The organism is Micromonospora sp. WMMA1363 (assembly GCF_030345795.1).
Lineage (GTDB): Bacteria > Actinomycetota > Actinomycetes > Mycobacteriales > Micromonosporaceae > Micromonospora.
The window spans coordinates 5,756,541-5,776,817 of record NZ_JAUALB010000001.1 but is presented as its reverse complement, the minus strand read 5'-3'; the positions used below and the strand labels follow the sequence as shown (position 1 = coordinate 5,776,817).

Here is a 20,277-nt window from a genome sequence, read left to right as displayed (position 1 = left end):
CGTTCGCTACGCCCGGTCACGGTGTCTCCCCGGTCCCAACGGCCTCGTTGTCTTCCGCGGCGGCGAGCTGACCACACGCTCCGTCGATCTCGCGACCCCGGGTGTCCCGCACCGTCGTGGAAACCCCGGCGTCCCGCAACCGCCGAACGAACTCCCGCTCGACCGGCTTCGGGCTCGCGTCCCAACGGCTGCCCGGAGTGGGGTTGAGCGGGATCAGGTTCACATGGGCCAGCTTGCCGGCCAGCAGCCGCCCCAGCAGGTCGGCTCGCCACGGCTGGTCATTCACGTCCTTGATCATCGCGTATTCGATCGACACGCGACGTCTCGTGCGGACCGCATACTCCCACGCCGCATCCAGCACCTCGGACACCTTCCAGCGCTGGTTCACGGGCACGAGTTCGTCGCGCAGCTCATCATCGGGGGCATGCAGCGACAGCGCAAGGGTCACTGAGAGGTCTTCGCTGGCCAGACGGCGGATGGCCGGGACCAGGCCGACCGTGGAAACGGTGATGTGCCGCTGGGACAGCCCCAGTCCCTCCGGGGTGGGGCTGACCAGCCGGCGGATCGCCGCCACGACCCGGTTGTAGTTTGCCAGCGGCTCGCCCATTCCCATGAACACCACGTGCGACAGCCGGGGTGGGGACCCGGCGACCGCACCGGAAGCGGCCACGCCGGCCAGATAGACCGCCTGGTCGACGATCTCGGCGGTGGAGAGATTACGGGTCAGCCCGGCCTGGCCGGTGGCACAGAACGGGCAGGCCATCCCGCAGCCCGCCTGGCTGGAGATACAGACAGTGACCCGATCCGGATACCCCATCAGCACGCTCTCGACCAGCGAACCGTCATGCAGCCGCCAGAGCGCCTTGCGCGTCGCGCCGTCGTCGCACGCCAGTTCCCGTACCGGCGTCAGCAGCGTGGGCAGCAGCCGTCCGGCGAGCCTCTCGCGGATGGCGGCCGGTAGGTCGGTCATCTGCCGCGGGTCCCGCACGAGCCGCCCGAAGTAGTGCGTGGAGACCTGCCGGGCCCGGAATCGCGGCATCCCCAGCTCAGCGACCAGCGTCTGGCGATCGGCGAGGTCGAGGTCGGCGAGATGCCGCGGGGGCGGCGCAGACCGGCGGGCGGGGGCGTCGAGGTTGACCGGAGTCAGGGGCAGGCTCGTCATGGCGCGTCCAGTCTGTCACGCCTGGCGCGGGACGCACCCGTCCGGAGGTGCCGAATCGAGCCCGACCGCACGGACGGAACCGCCAACGGAGGGCGATTCACGACTCAGCCGGCCATCGGGACGAAGACCGCAAGTAGCAGGTACGCCGCCGGAACGGCGAAGAGGACCGAGTCGAGCCGGTCCATCAGGCCGCCATGTCCGGGAAGCAGATCGCTCATGTCCTTCACGCCGAGATCACGTTTGACCATGGACTCGGCCAGGTCGCCGAGCACGGCCGCGGCGGAGACGGCCACCCCGAACAGCGCTCCCCACCAGGGCGGCACGTCGAAGAGCAGCCAGATCAGCAGAGCGCTGCCGAGCGCCGCCGCGCCGATCGACCCGGCCAGGCCCTCCCAGGACTTCTTCGGGCTGATCGTCGGCGCCATCGGATGCCTGCCGAAGTTGGCACCCGCCGCGTATCCGCCGGTGTCGGAGAGCACCACCGCGACCAGGGTCACCAGCACCCGCAGGGAGCCGTCGTCCGGCGGCGCGGCGAGCAGTGCCGCGAACCCGCCAAGGAACGGCACGTAGGCGGCGATGAGGATGCCCGCGGCCACGTCCCGCCGGAACCCGGTCAGGCCGTCCCCCAGGCGCCACACCAGCGAGCCGAGCACGGTGACCACCAGGCCGAGAGTGAGCCCGTCCGGGCCGGCGAACCAGGCCAGCCCCACCATGAGCACGCCGCCGGCGACCAGCGGGACCAGCGGCGGGTGCGCGTCGACACGGCCGACCGCACGAGCCATCTCCCAGCTGCCGACCCCCACCGCACCGGCGATCACCAGTAGGAACGCCGGCGGATAGAGAAGGAGCGGCACGACGATCAGGGCGCCGAGGGCAACCCCCACCGCGATCGCCGCCGGCAGGTTGCGACCGGCCCGACCCGAGGAGGCCGGCCGGCCCGTGGCGCCGCCGGCCCGACGGCGCCCGGGGCGCCGACGACCCCGCGGCGGCTCCGCCGCCGGCGCGGGCGGCTCGTCCCGGACCGGCTCCGGTTCCCGGGTGTCCGAGGACTCCGGACCCGGGTCGTCACGGACCGGCTCCAACTGCTCGGTCGGGTACTCCGGTTCGCCGCCGGCCCGCCCGTTGCGGCCGTCCCGGCCGTTCACCGGACCCGGTCGGCCGGGGTACGCCGGGTCGTCGGTCTCGAACGGCACCCGGTAGGGGCCGGTGCCACGGTCGTCGTACCCGGATCCGGGGTACGCCCCACCGGCGTCGGCCGGTGGGCGGTTATGCGGGTCGGCGTAGCGGTCGGGGGTGACGGCGGGCCCGCGGCCCCCCGACCCGGGCTCGAGGTCGGGGGTGACGGCTCCGCGGCCCCGCGACCCGGCCTCAGGGTCGCGGTCGGGCCAGGGCCGGGCAGGCCGGTCCCAGCCGCGGGGGTCGGTGCTGCCGTGGGGGTCGACGGGGGACATCACGCACCGCGCGGACGTGGCACGAGACCGACGACCAGACGCACAACCACTACCATCCCCCACCCGAGTGACTTTCCCTTCGATTGACCGGCTCGTCGGCCGATCGATCCCCGCCGTTCACCGCAGGGTGGCCCGGGAATCGTGCCGAGCCTACTGCACCCGCCGCCCAGGCACTCGGGACCGTTTCGTCCGGGCCCCGGACGGAGCTGCCCACGATCACGGCGGTGGACGTGCCGCTGGTGGCGCGGGCGCCACCGCCCGACCGGGGCGCCAGAGCGGCCACCGGAGGGCGGCACGGCCCCGGGACGTGCGATGAAACGTTCGCGGCACCGGCGCGCCGCGCCCGCGTGGACGCACGCCGGTGCCGCGGCACCGATCGGCTGCCGGGGTCAGACCTCCAGCAGCTCGGTCTCCTTGTGCTTGATCAGCTCGTCGATGATGGCGACGAAGCGCTGGGTCAGGTCGTCCAGCTCCTTCTCGGCCCGGCGTCCCTCGTCCTCACCGACCTCACCGTCCTTGACCAGCCGGTCCAGCTCCTCCTTGCCCTTGCGGCGGATGTTGCGGACGGCCACCTTGGCTTCCTCGCCCTTGTGCCGAGCCACCTTGATCATCTCGCGGCGGCGTTCCTCGGTCATCTGCGGGAGCAGGATGCGCAGCTGGTTGCCCTCGTTGTTCGGGTTGACGCCGAGGTCGGAGTCGCGGATCGCCTTCTCCATGGCGTTGATCTGCGAGTTGTCGTACGGCTTGATGATGACCATCCGCGGCTCGGGCACGCCGATGGACGCCATCTGCGGCAGCGGGGTCGGGCTACCGTAGTAGTCGATGATGATCTTGGAGAACATGGCGGCGTTGGCGCGGCCGGTACGGATTGCGCCGAACTCCTCCTTGGCGTGCTCGATGGCACGCTCCATCTTCTCCTCCGCCTCGAGGAGGGTGTCGTCGATCACCGGTCTCCTCGCCTCCTTCTGTGCTCGTCGTGGCTGGTCGGTGTCGGAGGACCGTCGCGGCTGGCCCGCTCAGGTGGTGATCAGGGTGCCGATCTTCTCGCCACCCACGGCCCGGATGATGGTGTCGTCGCCCTGGGCGCCGAAGACCAGCATCGGCAGACCGTTCTCCATGCAGAGGCTGAAAGCGGCGGCGTCGGCGACCCGAAGGTTACGGCGGAGCACCTCGGAAAAGGTGATCGAGTCGAACTTGCTGGCGGTCGGGTCGATGCGCGGGTCGGCCGTGTAGACACCGTCCACGCCGTTCTTGCTCATCAGCACCACGTCGGCCCGGATCTCCAGGGCACGCTGCGCGGCGACGGTGTCGGTGGAGAAGTACGGCATCCCGGCGCCCGCGCCGAAAATCACCACCCGACCCTTCTCCAGGTGCCGGATGGCGCGCAACGGGATGTACGACTCGGCGACCTGGGCCATCGTGATGGCGCTCTGCACCCGGGTCTCGACGCCCTCCTTCTCCAGGAAGTCCTGCAGGGCCAGGCAGTTCATCACCGTGCCGAGCATGCCCATGTAGTCGGCCCGCGCCCGGTCCATGCCGCGCTTCTGCAACTCGGCGCCCCGGAAGAAGTTACCTCCGCCGACCACCACGGAGACCTGCACTCCGCGTCGTACCACCGTGGCGATCTGCCGGGCGATGGCCTGGACGACGTCCGGGTCGACACCGATCGCGCCGCCGCCGAACACCTCGCCGGAGAGCTTCAGCACCACCCGACGGGCCCGACCGGGCGGCGGCGCCGTCGGATCGTCCGCCGCCAGACTCCGGTCACTCACAACCTGCGTCATCCGCCCCGCCCTTCACCATGCGGCGCCCCGCGCGCCGCGTACCGCGAAACTGCCGTGACCGACCCTAGGGTCTGCGCCGGAGTTCCGGCACGGCCGGCAACCCAGGCCCGATCTGACGAGGAGGCCGCGGTGCCTGGACGTACACCGGCGACCTCCTCGCTACGTTCCCTCTCCCCGGACGCCTCACGCGGCCCGGGGACCGGTTCAGGCCTGGCCGACCTCGAACCGGACGAAACGGTTGATCTCGAGACCGGCCTCGGCCAGCACCTGCTGCACCGTCTTCTTGTTGTCGGTGACCGACGCCTGCTCGAGCAGGACGAAGTCCTTGAAGAAGGAGTTGACCCGGCCCTCGACGATCTTCGGCAGCGCCGCCTCGGGCTTGTTCTCCTCGCGGGCGGTCTGCTCGGCGATCCGCCGCTCGGACTCGACGACCTCGGCCGGCACCTCGTCGCGCTTGAGATACTGCGGCCGCATCGCGGCGATCTGCATGGCCGCGCCACGCGCGTCGGCGTCACCCGCCTCGTCGATCTTGCCGGCGTACTGCACCAGCACGCCGACCGCCGGCGGCAGGTCCTGTGCCTTGCGGTGCAGGTAGACGGCGACGGTACCGTCCAGCTTGGCGAACCGGTTGAGCACCAGCTTCTCGCCAATCTTGGCGGACTGCCCCTGGACCAGGTCGGCAACGGTCCCGCCGTCGATCTCAGTCGCCAGCAGCTCCTCGGCGGTGGTCACGCCGCTGCGCTCGCCGTGCTCGACCAGCCGCTGGGCCAACGCGACGAAGCTTTCGTTCTTGGCGACGAAGTCGGTCTCGCAGTTCAGCTCCAGCAGCGCCTTGCCGGAGTGCGCGATCAGGCCGTTGGCGGCGGTCCGGCCAGCCCGCTTGCCGACATCCTTGGCGCCCTTGACGCGCAGGATCTCGACAGCCTTGTCGAAGTCACCCTCGGCCTCGGTCAGTGCCTTCTTGCTGTCCATCATGCCGGCGCCGGTGAGGTCGCGGAGCTTCTTGACGTCCGCGGCGGTGAAGTTGGCCATGGCTCTCTCTTCGGTGTTGAGACTGCGGGTGGGATGGTCTGAGGTGACGGTTTACCCGGATCAGGGCCGGTTCTTCCCGGCCCGCCCGCTGTCCCCGCCGTCCGGTCGCGTCCGAACGGCGAGGACAGCGCATGCGGTCACTCCGCGGCGGTGGCCGCCGGCTGCTCGTCGCCCTTCTTCGGCTCCTCCAGCAGCTCGCGCTCCCACTCGGCCAGCGGCTCGTCCGAGGCGACACCCGCCTCCGGCTTCTCGTCGGCGCCCCGACGGCGGCCGGACCGGGCGATCAGACCGTCGGCCACGGCGGCGGCCACGACCTTGGTCAACAGCTCGGCGGACCGGATCGCGTCGTCGTTGCCCGGGATGGGGTAGTCGACCTCGTCCGGGTCACAGTTGGTGTCGAGCACCGCGATGACCGGAATGCCCAGCTTGCGGGCCTCGTCAACGGCGATGTGCTCCTTCTTGGTGTCGACCACCCAGATCGCGGCCGGGAGCTTCTGCATGTCCCGCAGACCGCCGAGGGTGCGGGACAGCTTCTCCTTCTCGCGGAAGAGCTGCAGGGTCTCCTTCTTGGTGTAACCGGCGGCGGTGCCGCTCAGGTCACCCAGGGCCTCCAGCTCCTTCATCCGCTGGAGCCGCTTGTACACCGTCTGGAAGTTGGTCAGCATGCCGCCGAGCCAACGGTGGTTGACGTACGGCTGGCCGACCCGCGTCGCCTGCTCGGCGATCGCCTCCTGGGCCTGCTTCTTGGTGCCGACGAAGAGGATCGAGCCGCCCTCGGCGACCGTCCCACGCACGAAGTCGTACGCCTTCTCGATGTAGTCGAGGGTCTGGCGCAAGTCGATGATGTAGATACCGTTGCGCTCGGTGAAGATGAAACGCTTCATCTTCGGGTTCCAGCGCCGGGTCTGGTGCCCGAAGTGGACACCGCTCTCCAGCAGCTGACGCATGGTCACGACGGCCATGGTGGGGTACTCCTTGGGTCCCTGGTTGTGCCACCCGGCCGGCGGCCGGGTGTCCTGGCGCCCGGTCGCCGGCCGTGGTGGGCCCGACCAAGATCGGGACCAGGGAGGCCACCGCCCCACGACCAACCGCGGAGAGGGCGCGCGAGGTCGACCGCACGAGGCGGTCGCCAGTCGACCAGTGTACGCCCCTTCCCGACCACCCCGTGCCCGGGTGCGAGGAGGGCCTGTTGGTACCCCCGTCAGCCGACGGCCAGCGCCGCGGCGACGAAGAGCACCAGGCCGACGGTCAGGTAGGCCGTCGGCGGGCGCAACCAGCCCCGGCTCCCGTCGGCCAGCAACAGTCCGCCGGTCCGCAGCCCGTACAGGCCCGTGGCGAAGATCGGCAGACCGCAGACCAGGAACATCCCGGCCACCACGTCGGCCGCCGACACCGGATCCCCGGTCACCCCGTGCAGCAGCACCCGCAACGCCGGCACCTCGAAGACCAACACCAGCACCGCGAAGAACACCGCCAGCGCCGGGCGGCGGGTCCGGTAGACACCGTCACCGGAGGCGGCGACCGCGCCCCCCGGCGGCGGCTCCGCCCGGGGACCGATCGGCGACATCGGACCCGTGGGCATCTCCAGCGGGTGCGGCACCTCGGCGGCCGGCCGGTTGGGCTCCACGATCGGGTACCCGCCCAGTCCAGCCGACCGAGCCGGCTCGGCGACCGGGCCCGATCCGCCAACCACGTCGACGCCGGCGGACGGCAGCGGGTCACGCCCCTCCGCGGACCGGCGACCAGGACCGTCGACGGGCAACTCGCCGGAGATCTCCGCCGGGTCGGTTTCCGCCCCGCGCGCCCGAGCGGCCCGGTAACCCTCGGTCTCCGACCGGACATCACCGTACGCACCCACCGCGGCGAACCGTCCCGACTCGTCCGCACCGGCCCGGAACGCCCCCGAGTCGGGCTCGGTGCCTCCGTGACGCCCCCGCCCGGCGCCCACCGGATCCCCGTAGCGAGCCTCCCCACCACCCTGCTCGGGGACGCGGAGATCCTCCTCGCGGTAACGGCCTTCGCCCGCGTCCCGCCAGGCCGGCACGCCGTAACCCCGCTCCCGGTCACCGGGATACCAGCGCGACTCCTGATCTTCGGAAAAGCTCCGTCGTCCGTCCACGCCGGCACCGTATGCGACCGGCCGCACGGACGCCACCTCGGGAACCACCCACCGGCCACCGGGCTGTCGAGGGGGACGACCGTGACACACAGCGATACCGAAAGCACGATCGAGGAGATCCCACCCACTGGCGTGCTCCCGCGGAGACCCGACGTCACATCGTCGGGGCCCGTGCCGCTGCTACTCTAGGAACCGTCGTCAGTCCTGTCAGGACAGGACCGCCGCTCCGCGCGAGGTGAACCGTGTCCGACGTGCTGCTGCTCAACGGCCCGAACCTGGGCATCCTCGGACGGCGGGAGCCGGAGATCTACGGCACCGACACGTTGGCGGACATCGAGCGGGCCGTCGCCGAGGAGGTCGCGCCGCGCGGCTGGCGGGTGATCGCCCGGCAACACGACTGCGAGGGCGCGTTGATCGGCGCGATCCACAGCAACTACGACACCGTGGGCGCGATCGTCAATCCCGGCGCGTTGATGATCGCCGGCTGGAGCCTGCGGGACGCGTTGGCCAACTATCCCCGCCCATGGCTGGAGGTCCACCTGTCGAACGTCTGGGCGCGGGAGAGCTTCCGACACGAGTCGGTGCTCGCCCCACTGGCCAGTGGCGTGATCGTCGGGCTCGGCGCGCTGGGCTACCGGCTGGCCGCCCGCGCCCTCGTCGCCACCGTCGCATGACCGGCCGGGGCCGTACCGTGTCCGGCGTCCGGTCCACGCAGGGCCGGCCCCGGCACGGCCGTCGGATCGTCCGGCACTACTCGAAGGACACCATGTGCGTTTCCTCGTCGTCTCCCTGACGCTCGTCCTCGCCTCGATCCTGCTGGCCGTGGCCGTCCCGAAGCTCACCGGCCAGGTGCAGATGCGCGAGCGGATGGCCCACCTCGGCGTCTCACCCGGCCGCACCAGGATGATCGGCGGCCTGGAGATCGCCGCCGTCGGCGGCCTGCTCCTCGGCCTGCTGTGGCCGCCGATCGGTGTCGCCGCGGCGATCGGCGTGGTCCTGCTGATGATCGGGGCGGCGGTCTACCACGCCCGCGCGAAGGACCCGGTCTCGGTGACCGTGGTCCCGGTGGTGTTCGCTGCCGCCGCCGGCGCGCTGGCCGTCCTGCCCGTCGTGAACGGCTGAAGGCCCGAGGTGCCGGCCGCACGGACCGCCCCGGTCGGCCTGCTGGCTGTCGACGTCGGTGGCACGAAGGTCGCGCTGCGGGCGGAGGCGCCCGGCCGGCCCGCGTACGACCGCACGTTCCGCTGGCCGCCGGGAGCTGACCCGGCCGCCGACCTGGCGGCGCTCGAAGCCGAGGTGACGGCGCTGCGCGCCGTCTGGGGGCCGGTCCCCGCCGTCGGCATCGCGATGCCGGCGACCATCGACGCCACCGGCACGGTGCTGACCTGGCCGGGCCGGCCGAGTTGGGCAGGTCTGGACCTCGCCGGGGCGTGCCGCCGCATCTTCTCCGACAGCCGGACCGCGTACGCCGACGACGGCGACCTGGCCGCGCTGGCCGAGGCCCGCCACGCCGGCCACGACGACGTGGTCTATCTGGGAGTGGGCACCGGAGTCGGCGGCGGAGTGGTCCTCGACGGGCGGCTCGTCCCGGGCCGCGCCTCCGCCGAGGTCGGGCACATGGTGGTCGACCTCGACGGCGCGCGCTGCGACTGCGGGCGCACCGGCTGCCTGCAGTCCGTGGCCTCCGGCCCGGCCACCCTCCGCCGGGCGGGTCTCGCCCGGGGCCTCGAGGTGAGCTTCGACGACCTGCGAGCCGGGCTGCGCGACGGCCGGCCCTGGGCGGTCGAGGCGATCCACACGAGCTGTGACGCGCTGGCTGCGGCGGTGGTGAGCCTCGGTGAGCTGCTGGCGCCGACCGTGGCGATCGTGGGCGGTGGCTTCGCCGACGGGATGCCCGGCTTCGTGCCGCTCGTCGGGCACACGGCCCGACTCACGGCCCGCCCCGGACGCCCGGCACCGGTGGTGCGCGCCGCCGCTCTCGGCGGCCTGTCGTCGCTGCACGGTGCCGTCCAGCTGGCCCGTGACCTCGTCACCACATCCGAGCGCGTCGCAGTGGAGGGAACCTGATGATCGAGGTCGGTGTCATCGCCGGCGGCATCCGCCCCCGCCGCGAGTCCGACGTGGTCACTCGCCGGGCACCCGACATCGCCGCCCACCGCGACAACGCCACGGCGGGGCTGGTCGACCTGCGCGAACACGACCTGCCGCACCTCGGCTCTCCGCTGCCACCGTCGATGGCCCCGTCCACCCAGCCGAAGGTCCGGGCCACCGAGCACCCGCGGCTGGTGCTCGCCCGGGTGGCGGTGGCCGACGTCCGGTCCCAGGTCGTGCTCTCCCCGCACACCGACTTCGTGAGCTTCCGTGACGTCCGCCCTGCCGGCCAGCAGGAGCAGACGGTGTCCGCCGTGCTCGACCAGGTGGTCGCCGGGGGCGGGGCGCCGCACGGGTTACGCCGCCCATGACCGCCCCGCCGCGGCCCGGGCCCGCGATCAGCGGCACGACCCGGGTGTACGCGCTGCTCGGCGACCCGATCGCGCAGGTGCGGGCCCCCGGCCTGCTCCACCCCGTGCTGGCCCGGCGCGGCACCGACGCCGTGCTCGTCCCGATGCAGGTGACACCGGGCGACGTCGCGCCGGTGGTGCGCGCCCTGCGGCAGGTGGTCAACCTGCACGGCATCCTCGTGACGGTGCCGCACAAGGCCGCCGCCCTGACCCTCGCCGACCGGGCCACCGCCCGCGCGCGCCTGGCCGGCAGCGTCAACGCGTTGCGCCGTGAGCCCGACGGCACCTGGTCGGCGGACACCTTCGACGGCGACGGTTTCGTCCGTGGTCTGACCGGGGCCGGGTACGACCCCAATGGGCTGCGGGTGTGCGTGGTGGGCGCGGGCGGGGCGGGCAGCGCCATCGCGGTCGCCCTGCTCGACGCGGAGGTGGCCGAGTTGCGCCTGGTCGACACCGACCCCGGGCGACTCGACACGCTGTGGCGACGGCTCTCGGCCGCGTACCCCGGTCGGGTCACTGCCGCGACCGGTCCACACCTGGCCGACGTCGACGTCGCGGTGAACGCGACGCCGCTGGGGCTGCGGCCCGACGACCCGCTGCCGTTCCCGGTGACCGGGTTGCCGGCGCACGCCGTGGTGGCCGACATCATCATGAAGCCGGCGGAGACGGCGCTGCTGCGGGCGGCCGACGAACGGGGCCTAACCGCCCACCCCGGCGAGCCGATGCTCACCCATCAACTGGACTCCTACCTGGCCTTCTTCGCCCTCTGACATCCGCTCCGCCCGCGCAGCGGCGACCAGCGCAGGCTGCCGGTGACGGCGACGACCGCCGCGACGGCGGCCACCGCGGACCGTTCGACCGGTCCGGAGCCGGTCGGAGCCGGTGGCCCCGACCGAAACCGGGGCTACCGGACGAATTCGATGACCGACGCGGCCAGGCTCGCGGCGTCCAGTCCGTGCAGTCGGTCGTGGTCCAGCGCCTTGCCGTAGGCACGCACCTCCCGGTCCCGCCGTACCCCGTGCGACCGCAGCCGGTGCGGCACGTCGCCGAGCGCCTCGGCCACCTCGTGCGCCGAGGTCCCCCGCAGGTACGGCTCGACCACCATGACGTTCGGCGCCGCGGCGGCCACCGCCGCGCGCAGGCCAGCGTGGTCGAACGGCCGGACCGTCGAGGCGTACAGCACCGTGACATCCGCGGTGGACGTCGCGGTGAGCACGTCGTCCAGCACCGGTCCGACCGCGACCACCACGCCGGCGCCGCCTCGGCGCAGCACGCTGAAGCCGTCCAGGACCGGCACCGCCTCACTGTTGGCCTTGTCCGACAGCCGCAGGTAGACCCGCCCGTCGTCGGACAGGGCGTTCCGCATCAGCTGCTCAGCCTCGTCCTCGTGCCCCGGTACGTGCACGGTCCAGCCAGGCAGTGTGTCGAACAGCGCGACATCGCCGGGCGCCTGGTGGGTCCGGCCCCGCGCCAGGTCGTCGTAGGACCCGCCGATGCTGACCAGCACGGCGCCGACGTCCTGGTGCCCGAGGTCTAGTTTGATCTGCTCGAACGGACGCTCGACCAGGAATGGTGTGTAGGTGTGCACCACCGGCCGGAAACCGGTCATCGCCAGGCCACCGGCCATTCCGATCATCGCCTGCTCACGGATCCCGACGTTGATCACCCGGTCCGGGTAGGCGGCCCGCGCCTCGTCGAACGACCACGACGAGATGTCGGCGGTCAACAGGACCAGCTTGGGATCGGTGGCAAGCGACTCGATCACGGTGTCGACGAAGACGGACCGCATCAGCTTCCTGTCCACCTGAGTGCTCATGCCGCGCTCCCTTCCCGAAGCTCGCGAATCTCCGCGACCACGGCCTGCGGCCGGCCGTCGGATTCCTGGGTCAACGCCCGATACAACTCCTCGTTGTCGCGGCCGTCCACGGTGGTGGCGCGCCAGCCCTCCACCTCAAAGCGCCTGGCGATGCCGTCCGGCCAGCCGAGGCTCGCCGAACGGTTGTCGATCACGATCGCGGTGACGCGGTCGAGACCGAGGCGACCGGCGATCGCGAGAGCCTCGTGGTTGCTGCCCTCGTCGAACTCGCCGTCGCCCATCAGCACCACCACGCGCGCGCGCCGCCCCTCGGCACGCAGCCCGAGTGCGGTTCCCACGCCGAGGGGGAGCCCGTGGCCGAGAGAGCCGCTGCTGATCTCCACGCCAGGCACCAGCATGCGGTCGGGGTGGAGACCGAGCGGCGAGCCGAGTTGGGTCCAGGTGTCCAACATCTCCGGGGCGATGAACCCCTTCGCGGCGAGCATCGCGTAGTACGCCATCGGCCCGTGCCCCTTGGAGAGGTAGAACCGGTCCCGGTCGGGGTCGTCGATGTTGTCCGGCGAGATGTCGAGCACCCGGTCGTAGAGCACCCAGATGGCGTTCAGCGTCGACGCTGCCGCCCACATGTGCTTCTCGTCTCCGACCATCCTGCCGAAAAGGCTTCGTAACGTCTCTTCTGTCGTCTGCATGATCCACCCTGGGAGATATGGATACCGGAGAAGGCGCCGTGCATCCGCACTGCCTGGGCAGCGCGGTGTTCACCTGGTGTGGGGTCTCCTTCGCCACCGACTGACTCGTGACCTCGTCACGCGCCACCACCAGCGGACCGTGGTTGATCAGGAGGGCTTGCGGGCGGTCAGGAGGGCGTACCCCAACGCCGGCTCCTCGCTGAATGCGCGGAATCGGGCGAGCGTGAGGTCGAACTGCTCTTCCCCGATGTGCGGCACGGCCTGCTCCCGAAGGGCGGCGAACCGCTCTCCCGCCTTGACCCAGGACGGCCGGGTGTGCCTGCTGACGTCTTCGCTGGCCACGGGAACGAGTCCGGCCTCACGGATCATGGCAAGGTAGGCGTCACGTCCGATGACCGACAGGACACCCTTGCTCGCCTCGTTGACCCGGGCGGCGCCTGCTTCGTAACCGTCGGCACTCGGCTGGAGCATGAAGTCACCGATCGCCACCCGCCCGCCGGGCCGCAGCACCCGGGTCGCCTGCCGGAGAACATGGGCCCGGTCGGGCATGTGATGCAGGGACTCCAGCGCCCAGACGATGTCGAACGACTCCTCCGGGAATGGCAGGTCCATCGCGTCGGCCAGCTGGAAGGACAACCGGTCGGCCAGACCGGCGGACACCGCGCGGTCATGTGCCCGCTCGACCTGACGACCACTGATCGAGACGCCCACGATTTCGATCTTGTGTGCCGTGGCCAGCCTGATGGCCGGCTCACCGATGCCACAACCGAGATCGAGCAGGCGATCGCCTGGCTCAATGGTCAGCAGACCGGCAAGTTTGTCGGTCAGCCGATCGGCGGCGTCCTTCACCGACACATCGTCGGACGCGTCCTCCCAGTAGCCGTGGTGCAGATTTTCGCCCCAGAGTTGGTCGAGCAAATCCGTAAACGCGTCGTAGCCCTGGCCAATCTCATTTGGCGTCGGCTTTTTCACCAGCGCCCCCCACCATCATCATGATTTCTGACATTAGAACTCATGCCGCCATTGCGTTGTTTCCAGCTGGCCGCCAACTCCACGCGCGATGTGAGGCTCATCTTCTGGTACACCTTCTTGAGGTGAAAGGCCACGGTGTGCCGAGAGATGAACAGTTGCCTGCCGACTTCATTGTTGGTGTGTCCCTGACTCACGAGCTCCGCGACCGCGAACTCCATGTTGGTCAGTCCGTGCGGCTGATGCCCCTCACGCTGCACGGGCCGGATAACGCCACGTCGCACACCGAAGTCGCGGAGCTTGTTCGCGACCCGAGAAGCATCGCGTGCGGCACCGACCGCAGTGTAGGCCCCCAGCGCCAATTCGAAGGTCCGAACGGTATTGCTCCGTTCGGACCGTCGCTCGGCCAACAAGCCGGCCATGTCCTCCCGCGCGGACGCCCCGCACCACCGATCAGGGTAGGTGTTCGCCGCCTCCAGCAACTTGCCGGAGTCCTCCTCCAGCAGTCCAGCGGCGTGCAACGCCGCTCCGCGGATGACGCGGAACCCGGGGTGCTCGGCGGACGCGGTAGCGGCCGCCGTCACCGCTGCCTCCGCGAGGTCACGGGCGCCCAACTTGCAGGAGGCGCGAACCAGCCACGAGGCCGCCGCCGGCTCGGACACCAGAAGCTGGCGAAGCACGAGGCGGTCGCTGACGATTCCGGCGATGAGCCCGGCTGCCCGGTCCGTTCCGCCGCGGGCCTCTGCCACCTGCGCGGTCACCCACGCTCCCGCGGCCTGCCCGAAGTAGCCCAGCAGGGCTTCACCGGTCAGCTTGTCCACGAAGTGCAGGCAGGTTCTCATGTCAGCTCGGCGGAACGCGGCGAGTGCCAGCACCACGTAACCGGTGGGCAGCAACAACCGGGCTTCGCAGCGCTCCGCGGCGCGCAACCCCGCGTTCACGTCGGCGAGACCGTCGTCGACGCACCCCCTGGCGAACAGCAGCTCACCCCGAATGATGAGCGACGTCGCGGTCATGAGTGGCGACTCCGGCCCACCCCTGTACACCTCAGGGGAGTTGATCGCCCGCCAGCCGGCCTTGAACTCCCTGGCCTTGGTCAGCAACGCGACCCGCCAGAAGGGAGCCAGCGCGCAGAACTCGTGGTGCTCGTCGCATCTCGTGTCGACTGCCGCCGCGGCGTACTGCAATCCCGCATCGAGCCGCCCGCTATACCACGACAGGGCGGAACGGCGAAAAAGACCGGCGGTCTCACACGAACTCGACAGCAGGGCGTCCGCGGATGCGACAAATGGATGCTGAGGAAAAGATAACCGAGGTGCGTGGTGGCTTCGGTCACAGGGAATATCCGCGCCGGCGAGAGCCGGCGCCAACAAAGACGACAAGAATCCCCCATTGCTACTCAGATGGTTGGCCACGCTGGCAATTCTCAGCGTAGCCATCCCGTCACCGACACTACTACCGGCGCGGCCCCACGTCCAGAGAAGATTGCAAAGCCTTTCATGATGGGCGTCTTCGCTGGTCGCGGCGGCATGCAAGATCAATCTCGTGGAAATCGGTGGCATCACATGGAGAACCTTCTATCGCCCGGACCCTTATCCGAGGCAATCCCCGAGCGTCGGTACGACCGGCCTCGACCCTTTGGCAAGGGCTGTCCGCATCGTGGATCATGAAAGTCAAAGTGCCATCTGATCTGAGAAGATCTAACTTGTCGTCAAGGTCCAAAACGCCCGTCACGGACGGAACTTGAAGGGTAAAAGCTACCGAAACGCGCCCGAAGATCGCGGTCAGCGGTGACGGATGGGGTGTGGTTGGGCACGCCGGTACGCGCCCGTCCGCCGGTATCGCCGACGCCAGCGGGTTGACCAGCGAACTCAGTGCCTTGGGTGGGCTGAAGCGGCGGCGGAGCGGCACGACCGCCGGGTCGAGGTGGACCTGGTGGTGAGGCTCGCCGATGGCGGGTGAAGCGACCGCCGCCGCTCAAGCCACGATCGGGCGTCCCTGGTTCTGATGGCGCCGCCCACGGCGCGGCCGCAGGGCCTCCGGCCAGATCTGCCATGGACGGTGTCACGACGGCTATCAGGCTGAGGGGTGCTCGGCCAGCCGCCGCCTCCCTATCGTTGGTGCAGCGGGGCCACAGCACGGTCGTCCCACGCCCGCGGATCGCTGGCCCCCGGTCACGGGAGGGAGCAGCACATGACCGCCACCAGCGGGGGCTCGATCGAGGAATGGGGCGACCTGTTCCCAGCAGAGGTGATCCCCGACCCGGCCGGCCGGTGCGCACCGGCGCGCTAGCTGCCGGTACCGCTTGGCCGGCACCATGACGGTCGCCCACGGCCGCCGGGCACAGCGACGCTCGCCGGGCCTCCGGCGATCCTGGCTCCAAGCGAGCCCGCCGACGCTCCTCCCGGCACAGGAGACACCGCGCAGGCCGTCCAGCGGTGCCGACCCTCGCGGTGCCACCCGACGCAGCTCCCGATCCTGCGGTCACCCCGCCACGGACAACCCGGAAAGGAACACTGGCCGTGCCTCAACCCACGGAACACGTCGAGACCTGGCTACGCCGGTACCACCCGGCGCCGGACGGGGAAACCCGCCTGGTGTGCCTGCCACACGCCGGCGGCTCGGCAAGCTTCTTCCACCCGCTGTCCAAGGCACTCGCCCCGGCGGTGGAGGTCCTGGCGGTCCAGTACCCGGGCCGCCAGGACCGGCGGCACGAGCCCGCCGTCGACAACATCCCAGATCTGGCCGATCAGATCCTCGACGCCCTGCGCCACCTGGACGACCGCCCCCTGGCACTGTTCGGACACAGCATGGGCGCGGTCCTCGGCTACGAGGTGGCGTTGCGGATGCGTCCCGCCGGTCTGCCCTCGCCGGTACACCTCGTCGTCTCGGGTCGACGCGCCCCGTCCCGCTACCGTGACGAGGAGGTACGCCCCCTGTCGGACGACCGCATCGTGTCCGAGCTCCGGACCCTGAACGGCACCGAACCGGTCATGCTGGCCGACCCGGAACTACGGGAGATGATCCTGCCGGCCGTCCGCAGCGACTACCAGGCCATCGAGACGTACCGCCATGATCCCGACCGGAGCGTGGACTGCCCCGTCACGGTGCTCACCGGCGACCGCGACCGCCGGGTGTCACTGGACGAAGCCCGCGCCTGGGCCGAGCACACCACCGGACCGATGGACCTCAAGGTCCTTCCGGGGGGTCACTTCTTCCTCGTCGACCGGAGCGAGGACGTGATCGCGATTCTCCGGAAGGAACTGTCAGGTCGGACGCGTCAAGCTGTGAGGTTACCGTGAGAGACGCGCACGTCGTCATCGTGGGCAACGGGCCGGTCGGCGCCACCCTGTCGGTGCTACTCGCCCGACGCGGCTGGCGGGTGACCGTGATCGAACGCCGTCCCCGGCCATACCGGCTGCCCCGGGCGACCAGCTTCGATGGTGAGACCGCCCGCCTCCTGGCCGCCGCCGGGATCGGCCCGGACCTTGGCCGGATCACGGCTCCGGCCAGCGGCTACCAGTGGCGCACCGCCGCCGGTGAGATCCTGCTGGACATCGCGTTCGGCACGTCCGGCCCGTACGGCTGGCCGGACGCGAACACGATGCACCAGCCGGCCCTCGAGGAGCTCATCGCGGCCCGGGCGACGTCGCTCCCCGATCTCACGGTGCTGCGCGGACACGAGGTCGTGGGCATCAGCGAAGGCGACGAGCGGGTGGAGGTGCTCGCCACCGACGATGACGGCGCGACGCGACGCGTCTCCGCGCGCTGGGTCGTGGGATGCGACGGCGCCAACAGCTTCGTCCGCCACCACCTCGACGTCCCCGTGACGGACCTCGGATTCTCCTACGAGTGGCTGCTCTGCGACGTCGAACTCCACGAGCCACGCGAATTCGTCCCCACCAACGTGCAGATCTGTGATCCGGCGCGGCCCACGACCCAGGTGGGCAGCGGCCCTGGGCGGCGGCGCTGGGAATTCATGCGCCTGCCCGGCGAGAGCACGGCCGAGCTGAACCGGGACGAGACGGCGTGGCGCCTGCTCGCACCGTTCGGCGTCAGACCCGACACCGCCACCCTGCTGCGCAGCACCACGTACATCTTCCAGGCCAGGTGGGCCGAGCGGTGGCGGGTGGGTCACGTCCTGCTGGCTGGCGACGCGGCCCACCTCATGCCACCCTTCGCCGGTCAGGGCATGTGCGCCGGCATCCGGGACGTCGTCAACCTGGCGTGGAAGCTCGACCTCACACTGCGCGGACTCGCGGCGGAGTCACTGATCGACTCCTACCCGCAGGAACGCCGCGCGCAGGCCAAGGAGGCGATCCTGGCGTCGGTCCAGCTAGGCCGGGTGATCTGCGTGACCGATCCGGCGGCCGCCGCCGAGCGCGACGCCACGGTACTGGCCAACCGCCGCGGGCGGGCCCCGGTCCGGCCGGATCCGGCGAAGCCGCTCTCGGACGGGCTGCTGCACCGGCGGCCCGGGGCGGACGTGGCCGAGCCACCGGCGGGTGCGGTCGCGCCGCAGGGACGAGTGGCCCTGGGCCGCGACATCGGGCTGTTCGACGACGTCGTCGGCCGGGGTTTCGTGCTGCTGACCACCGAGGATCCGCACACCGCACTCGACGAGGAGCGGCTGTCCTTCCTCGGCACGCTGGACACCCACATGGTGCGGCTGCTACCGCCCGGAGACGCACCGGAGCAGGGCGCGGTGGACGTGGACGACGTCTACCGCCCGTATCTGGCGCAGTTCGGGGCGACCGCCCTACTCATCCGTCCCGACTACCACGTCTTCGGTGCCGGGAGCGGCCCGGGCGGCATCCGGGACGTGGTCGACGACCTGCGGAACCAGCTTCGGACCCCGGCGCCGGCGAGCGCGCCGCCCCCCGCCGGCTGAGGCGTCCGGCCCGCTCCATCCGGTTGCCCGTCACAGCCGCGGCGTCAGGCTGCGCATGCTGGCCACGAGGCTGCGGAGTTCCACCGTGAGATAGTTGCTGTGCGGCAGCAGTGAGGTGAGTTGGTGCAGTGTCGCCCAGAGATACCGGTCGTCGGGCGCGACGAACTCGTCCTCGACCTCGATCATCAGGTACCGGTTCTGTGCGTGGTGGAAGCGGCCACCCTCCTCGGAATGCAGCACGTCCAACCGGACCCGGCACGCGGGTGCCGTCAACGCGTAGTCGAGGTAAGGGGGGCGGTGTTCCGCCGGTACGTCGGCGTAGTTGCCCGGCTGGCAGTGCACGGTGGCGGTCAGCTCGGCGATGTTGAGCATGCCCGCGTCACTGCGGGCCTGCACCAACGCGTGCAACGTGCCGCCGATCCGCTTGACCAGCAACGCGAGTAGGCCGGCCTGCTTGGGGGCCACCAACGGCTGGGTCCACGCCGTGACCTCTCGGTTGCTCCCCTGCACGGCCACCGCGATGACGTCGAAGTACTTGCCGTCCCGGTGGTCGATAACGTCGGCGCCGACGCGCCAGCCGTCGTCGGCGAGGTGCTTGAGCGGCACCCGGCGCTGCACTAGTTCCTGCCGGGCCCGCACCTCGGTGAGCCAGCTGAGGATCTGCTCGGGCTCGTGCACGGCCGTGCCCTGACCGGAGAACGAACGCAGGACCGCATCGGTGAACGACTCGTCGCCGGCGTCCTCGTCGTTCGGTCCTGTCAACGCTGGCGGGATGCACGCCAGGACTGTCCTGGCGTCCATGTTCACCATGTGGTCGAGCAACAGCAGACGGCGAAGCTGACCGAGCGTGAGCCAACAGAAGTCCTCGTCGACCGGAACGTCGTCCTCGGTCTCGACGATGATGTTGCGGTTGCGCTTGTGCAGGAACCACGACCCCTGCTCGGACTGCAGCCCGTCGAACAGCACCCGGCTTCGGGAGCCGGGCCGGAAGTACTGCAGGTACTTGGTGCCCGCACCGCCGTGGATCCGCATGTAGTTGCTGCGAGTGGCCTGCACGGTCGGCGAGATCTGCAGTCCGTTGATGTTGCCCGGTTCCATCTTGGCCTGCATCAGGCAGTGGAGGACGCCATCGAACCGCTTGACGAGGATGCCGAGCACGCCGATCTCCGGCTGCACGATGATCGGTTGGCCCCACTCGCTCACCCAGGACCGGTTGGTCCGGACCCGCAGGCCCTCCACCGAGAAGAACCGCCCGCTCTCGTGGACGAGATTGCCCGTGTCCGGGTCGAAGCCCCACCCGGAGAGGTCCGCGAACGCAATCCGCTCCACCCGGAAGCTGTTCGCGCGGGCCCGCGCGTTGAACCAGGAGTAGAAGTCCGCCATGGACATGACCGCGTCGTCAACGGAGGAGGCGGCCCGCCCGGACCGTCCCGACTCCGCGCCCGTGAGTGTCCCGCTCGCGCTGTCGATCACATGATCCCCTGATGTCATACCTACGCGCCGGTGTCCGCGGTCCCGGAATCAGTGGCCGGCCAAGAGGTGTCGGTCACCCGGGTTCCGGGGACCCGGGCACTGCGGCATTTCCTCCATAGGAAGCGGAGCAGGCCGACCTGCTCAGGCGTACCTCCATCCACGGCGCCGGCCGTGGTCTCCCATGCGAATTCGTCGGACGCGGCGGTCGCGCTCCGCCGTCGGTGACCGCCGTCCGCGGGCTTGCTTCCTCCGTAGGCTAGGACAGCCGCGATCGGCGGGCATCCCTCGTTCTGATGGCACCGTGCGCGGTGCAGCCGCGCGGCGTGCTATCAGACCAAGGGATACCCGGGCCGGCACGCCAGTCCTACTCTCCGAAGGACCAGGGCCGGT

At 70.7% G+C, this 20,277-nt stretch carries 19 protein-coding genes and 1 pseudogene; 8 read left to right on the top strand and 12 right to left on the bottom strand.

The window, feature by feature from the left end; all coding sequences use genetic code 11:
* Positions 1 to 16 precede the first annotated feature (16 nt).
* The 7 genes from rlmN to QTQ03_RS26855 form a co-directional block, all read right to left on the bottom strand.
* The gene (gene rlmN, locus QTQ03_RS26885) at positions 17 to 1,162 is read right to left on the bottom strand and encodes a dual-specificity RNA methyltransferase RlmN (protein ID WP_289280463.1); all 1,146 of its coding nucleotides are present in this window, start codon (positions 1,160 to 1,162) and stop codon (positions 17 to 19) included.
* Positions 1,163 to 1,266: 104 nt separating this feature from the next.
* Positions 1,267 to 2,613, bottom strand: coding sequence for a phosphatidate cytidylyltransferase (locus QTQ03_RS26880; RefSeq protein WP_289280462.1), 1,347 nt, complete (start codon positions 2,611 to 2,613; stop codon positions 1,267 to 1,269).
* Between the two features lie 389 nt (positions 2,614 to 3,002).
* Entirely contained in the window at positions 3,003 to 3,560 is a 558-nt protein-coding gene (gene frr, locus QTQ03_RS26875; RefSeq protein WP_289280461.1) for a ribosome recycling factor, read from the bottom strand.
* Positions 3,561 to 3,629: 69 nt separating this feature from the next.
* Positions 3,630 to 4,397, bottom strand: a complete 768-nt coding sequence (gene pyrH, locus QTQ03_RS26870; RefSeq protein ID WP_289280460.1) for a UMP kinase — start codon at positions 4,395 to 4,397, stop codon at positions 3,630 to 3,632.
* Positions 4,398 to 4,601: 204 nt separating this feature from the next.
* Complete coding sequence (gene tsf, locus QTQ03_RS26865) at positions 4,602 to 5,429, bottom strand: translation elongation factor Ts (protein WP_289280459.1); 828 nt, start codon at positions 5,427 to 5,429, stop codon at positions 4,602 to 4,604.
* Positions 5,430 to 5,566: 137 nt separating this feature from the next.
* Positions 5,567 to 6,391 carry a 30S ribosomal protein S2 gene (rpsB, locus tag QTQ03_RS26860; protein ID WP_289280458.1) on the bottom strand — a complete coding sequence of 275 codons (825 nt, stop codon included), beginning with the start codon at positions 6,389 to 6,391 and terminating at the stop codon, positions 5,567 to 5,569.
* Between the two features lie 239 nt (positions 6,392 to 6,630).
* A complete protein-coding gene (locus QTQ03_RS26855) occupies positions 6,631 to 7,584 on the bottom strand; it encodes a hypothetical protein (RefSeq protein WP_289280457.1) in 954 nt (317 codons plus the stop codon).
* 206 nt (positions 7,585 to 7,790) lie between these two features.
* Between QTQ03_RS26855 and QTQ03_RS26850 the strand changes: the two genes are divergently transcribed.
* The 5 genes from QTQ03_RS26850 to QTQ03_RS26830 all read left to right on the top strand — a co-directional run bounded on the left by QTQ03_RS26850 (position 7,791) and on the right by QTQ03_RS26830 (position 10,819).
* Complete coding sequence (locus QTQ03_RS26850) at positions 7,791 to 8,222, top strand: type II 3-dehydroquinate dehydratase (RefSeq protein ID WP_289280456.1); 432 nt, start codon at positions 7,791 to 7,793, stop codon at positions 8,220 to 8,222.
* A gap of 94 nt (positions 8,223 to 8,316) precedes the next feature.
* Positions 8,317 to 8,670, top strand: a complete 354-nt coding sequence (locus QTQ03_RS26845; RefSeq protein ID WP_289280455.1) for a DoxX family protein — start codon at positions 8,317 to 8,319, stop codon at positions 8,668 to 8,670.
* A 9-nt stretch (positions 8,671 to 8,679) separates the two neighbouring features.
* Positions 8,680 to 9,615, top strand: coding sequence for an ROK family protein (locus tag QTQ03_RS26840; RefSeq protein WP_289280454.1), 936 nt, complete (start codon positions 8,680 to 8,682; stop codon positions 9,613 to 9,615).
* Positions 9,615 to 10,010 carry an NADPH-dependent FMN reductase family protein gene (locus QTQ03_RS26835; protein WP_289280453.1) on the top strand — a complete coding sequence of 132 codons (396 nt, stop codon included), beginning with the start codon at positions 9,615 to 9,617 and terminating at the stop codon, positions 10,008 to 10,010. Before QTQ03_RS26840 ends, QTQ03_RS26835 begins: the two co-directional genes overlap by 1 nt.
* Positions 10,007 to 10,819: a shikimate dehydrogenase family protein gene (locus QTQ03_RS26830; protein ID WP_289280452.1), complete on the top strand. Its 813-nt coding sequence runs from the start codon at positions 10,007 to 10,009 to the stop codon at positions 10,817 to 10,819. The genes QTQ03_RS26835 and QTQ03_RS26830 overlap by 4 nt, the downstream gene beginning before the upstream one ends.
* A 134-nt stretch (positions 10,820 to 10,953) precedes the next feature.
* Here QTQ03_RS26830 and QTQ03_RS26825 read toward each other — a convergent pair whose 3' ends face one another.
* From QTQ03_RS26825 to QTQ03_RS26810, 4 genes are all read right to left on the bottom strand, one after another.
* Positions 10,954 to 11,865, bottom strand: coding sequence for a transketolase family protein (locus tag QTQ03_RS26825; protein WP_289280451.1), 912 nt, complete (start codon positions 11,863 to 11,865; stop codon positions 10,954 to 10,956).
* Positions 11,862 to 12,512 (bottom strand): thiamine pyrophosphate-binding protein, encoded by a 651-nt coding sequence (locus QTQ03_RS26820; protein WP_289281010.1) that lies wholly within the window; start codon positions 12,510 to 12,512, stop codon positions 11,862 to 11,864. Before QTQ03_RS26820 ends, QTQ03_RS26825 begins: the two co-directional genes overlap by 4 nt.
* A gap of 189 nt (positions 12,513 to 12,701) precedes the next feature.
* Complete coding sequence (locus QTQ03_RS26815) at positions 12,702 to 13,526, bottom strand: methyltransferase domain-containing protein (RefSeq protein ID WP_289280450.1); 825 nt, start codon at positions 13,524 to 13,526, stop codon at positions 12,702 to 12,704.
* Positions 13,523 to 14,710, bottom strand: a complete 1,188-nt coding sequence (locus QTQ03_RS26810) for a helix-turn-helix transcriptional regulator (protein WP_289281009.1) — start codon at positions 14,708 to 14,710, stop codon at positions 13,523 to 13,525. The genes QTQ03_RS26815 and QTQ03_RS26810 overlap by 4 nt, the downstream gene beginning before the upstream one ends.
* Positions 14,711 to 15,300: 590 nt before the next feature.
* Here QTQ03_RS26810 and QTQ03_RS30795 point away from each other — a divergent pair.
* The 3 genes and pseudogenes from QTQ03_RS30795 to mhpA form a co-directional block, all read left to right on the top strand.
* Positions 15,301 to 15,482: pseudogene (locus QTQ03_RS30795) on the top strand (IS1380 family transposase); the annotation flags it as partial.
* A gap of 563 nt (positions 15,483 to 16,045) precedes the next feature.
* Positions 16,046 to 16,825: a thioesterase II family protein gene (locus tag QTQ03_RS26805; protein WP_289280449.1), complete on the top strand. Its 780-nt coding sequence runs from the start codon at positions 16,046 to 16,048 to the stop codon at positions 16,823 to 16,825.
* Positions 16,822 to 18,414 (top strand): bifunctional 3-(3-hydroxy-phenyl)propionate/3-hydroxycinnamic acid hydroxylase MhpA, encoded by a 1,593-nt coding sequence (mhpA, locus tag QTQ03_RS26800; protein ID WP_289280448.1) that lies wholly within the window; start codon positions 16,822 to 16,824, stop codon positions 18,412 to 18,414. The genes QTQ03_RS26805 and mhpA overlap by 4 nt, the downstream gene beginning before the upstream one ends.
* Positions 18,415 to 18,444: 30 nt before the next feature.
* Here mhpA and QTQ03_RS26795 read toward each other — a convergent pair whose 3' ends face one another.
* On the bottom strand, positions 18,445 to 19,887 hold the full coding sequence (locus QTQ03_RS26795) for an NDP-hexose 2,3-dehydratase family protein (RefSeq protein ID WP_289280447.1): 1,443 nt from the start codon (positions 19,885 to 19,887) through the stop codon (positions 18,445 to 18,447).
* Positions 19,888 to 20,277 lie beyond the last annotated feature (390 nt).

Bases quoted from the DNA above. Each gene is read 5' to 3' on its own strand.
- QTQ03_RS26825 (WP_289280451.1), bottom strand. From the start codon at position 11,865: ATGAGCACTCAGGTGGACAGGAAGCTGATGCGGTCCGTCTTCGTCGAC.
- tsf (WP_289280459.1), bottom strand. From the start codon at position 5,429: ATGGCCAACTTCACCGCCGCGGACGTCAAGAAGCTCCGCGACCTCACC.
- rpsB (WP_289280458.1), bottom strand. From the start codon at position 6,391: ATGGCCGTCGTGACCATGCGTCAGCTGCTGGAGAGCGGTGTCCACTTC.
- QTQ03_RS26835 (WP_289280453.1), top strand. From the start codon at position 9,615: ATGATCGAGGTCGGTGTCATCGCCGGCGGCATCCGCCCCCGCCGCGAG.
- QTQ03_RS26820 (WP_289281010.1), bottom strand. From the start codon at position 12,512: ATGGTCGGAGACGAGAAGCACATGTGGGCGGCAGCGTCGACGCTGAAC.
- rlmN (WP_289280463.1), bottom strand. From the start codon at position 1,162: ATGACGAGCCTGCCCCTGACTCCGGTCAACCTCGACGCCCCCGCCCGC.
- pyrH (WP_289280460.1), bottom strand. From the start codon at position 4,397: ATGACGCAGGTTGTGAGTGACCGGAGTCTGGCGGCGGACGATCCGACG.
- QTQ03_RS26880 (WP_289280462.1), bottom strand. From the start codon at position 2,613: ATGTCCCCCGTCGACCCCCACGGCAGCACCGACCCCCGCGGCTGGGAC.
- QTQ03_RS26830 (WP_289280452.1), top strand. From the start codon at position 10,007: ATGACCGCCCCGCCGCGGCCCGGGCCCGCGATCAGCGGCACGACCCGG.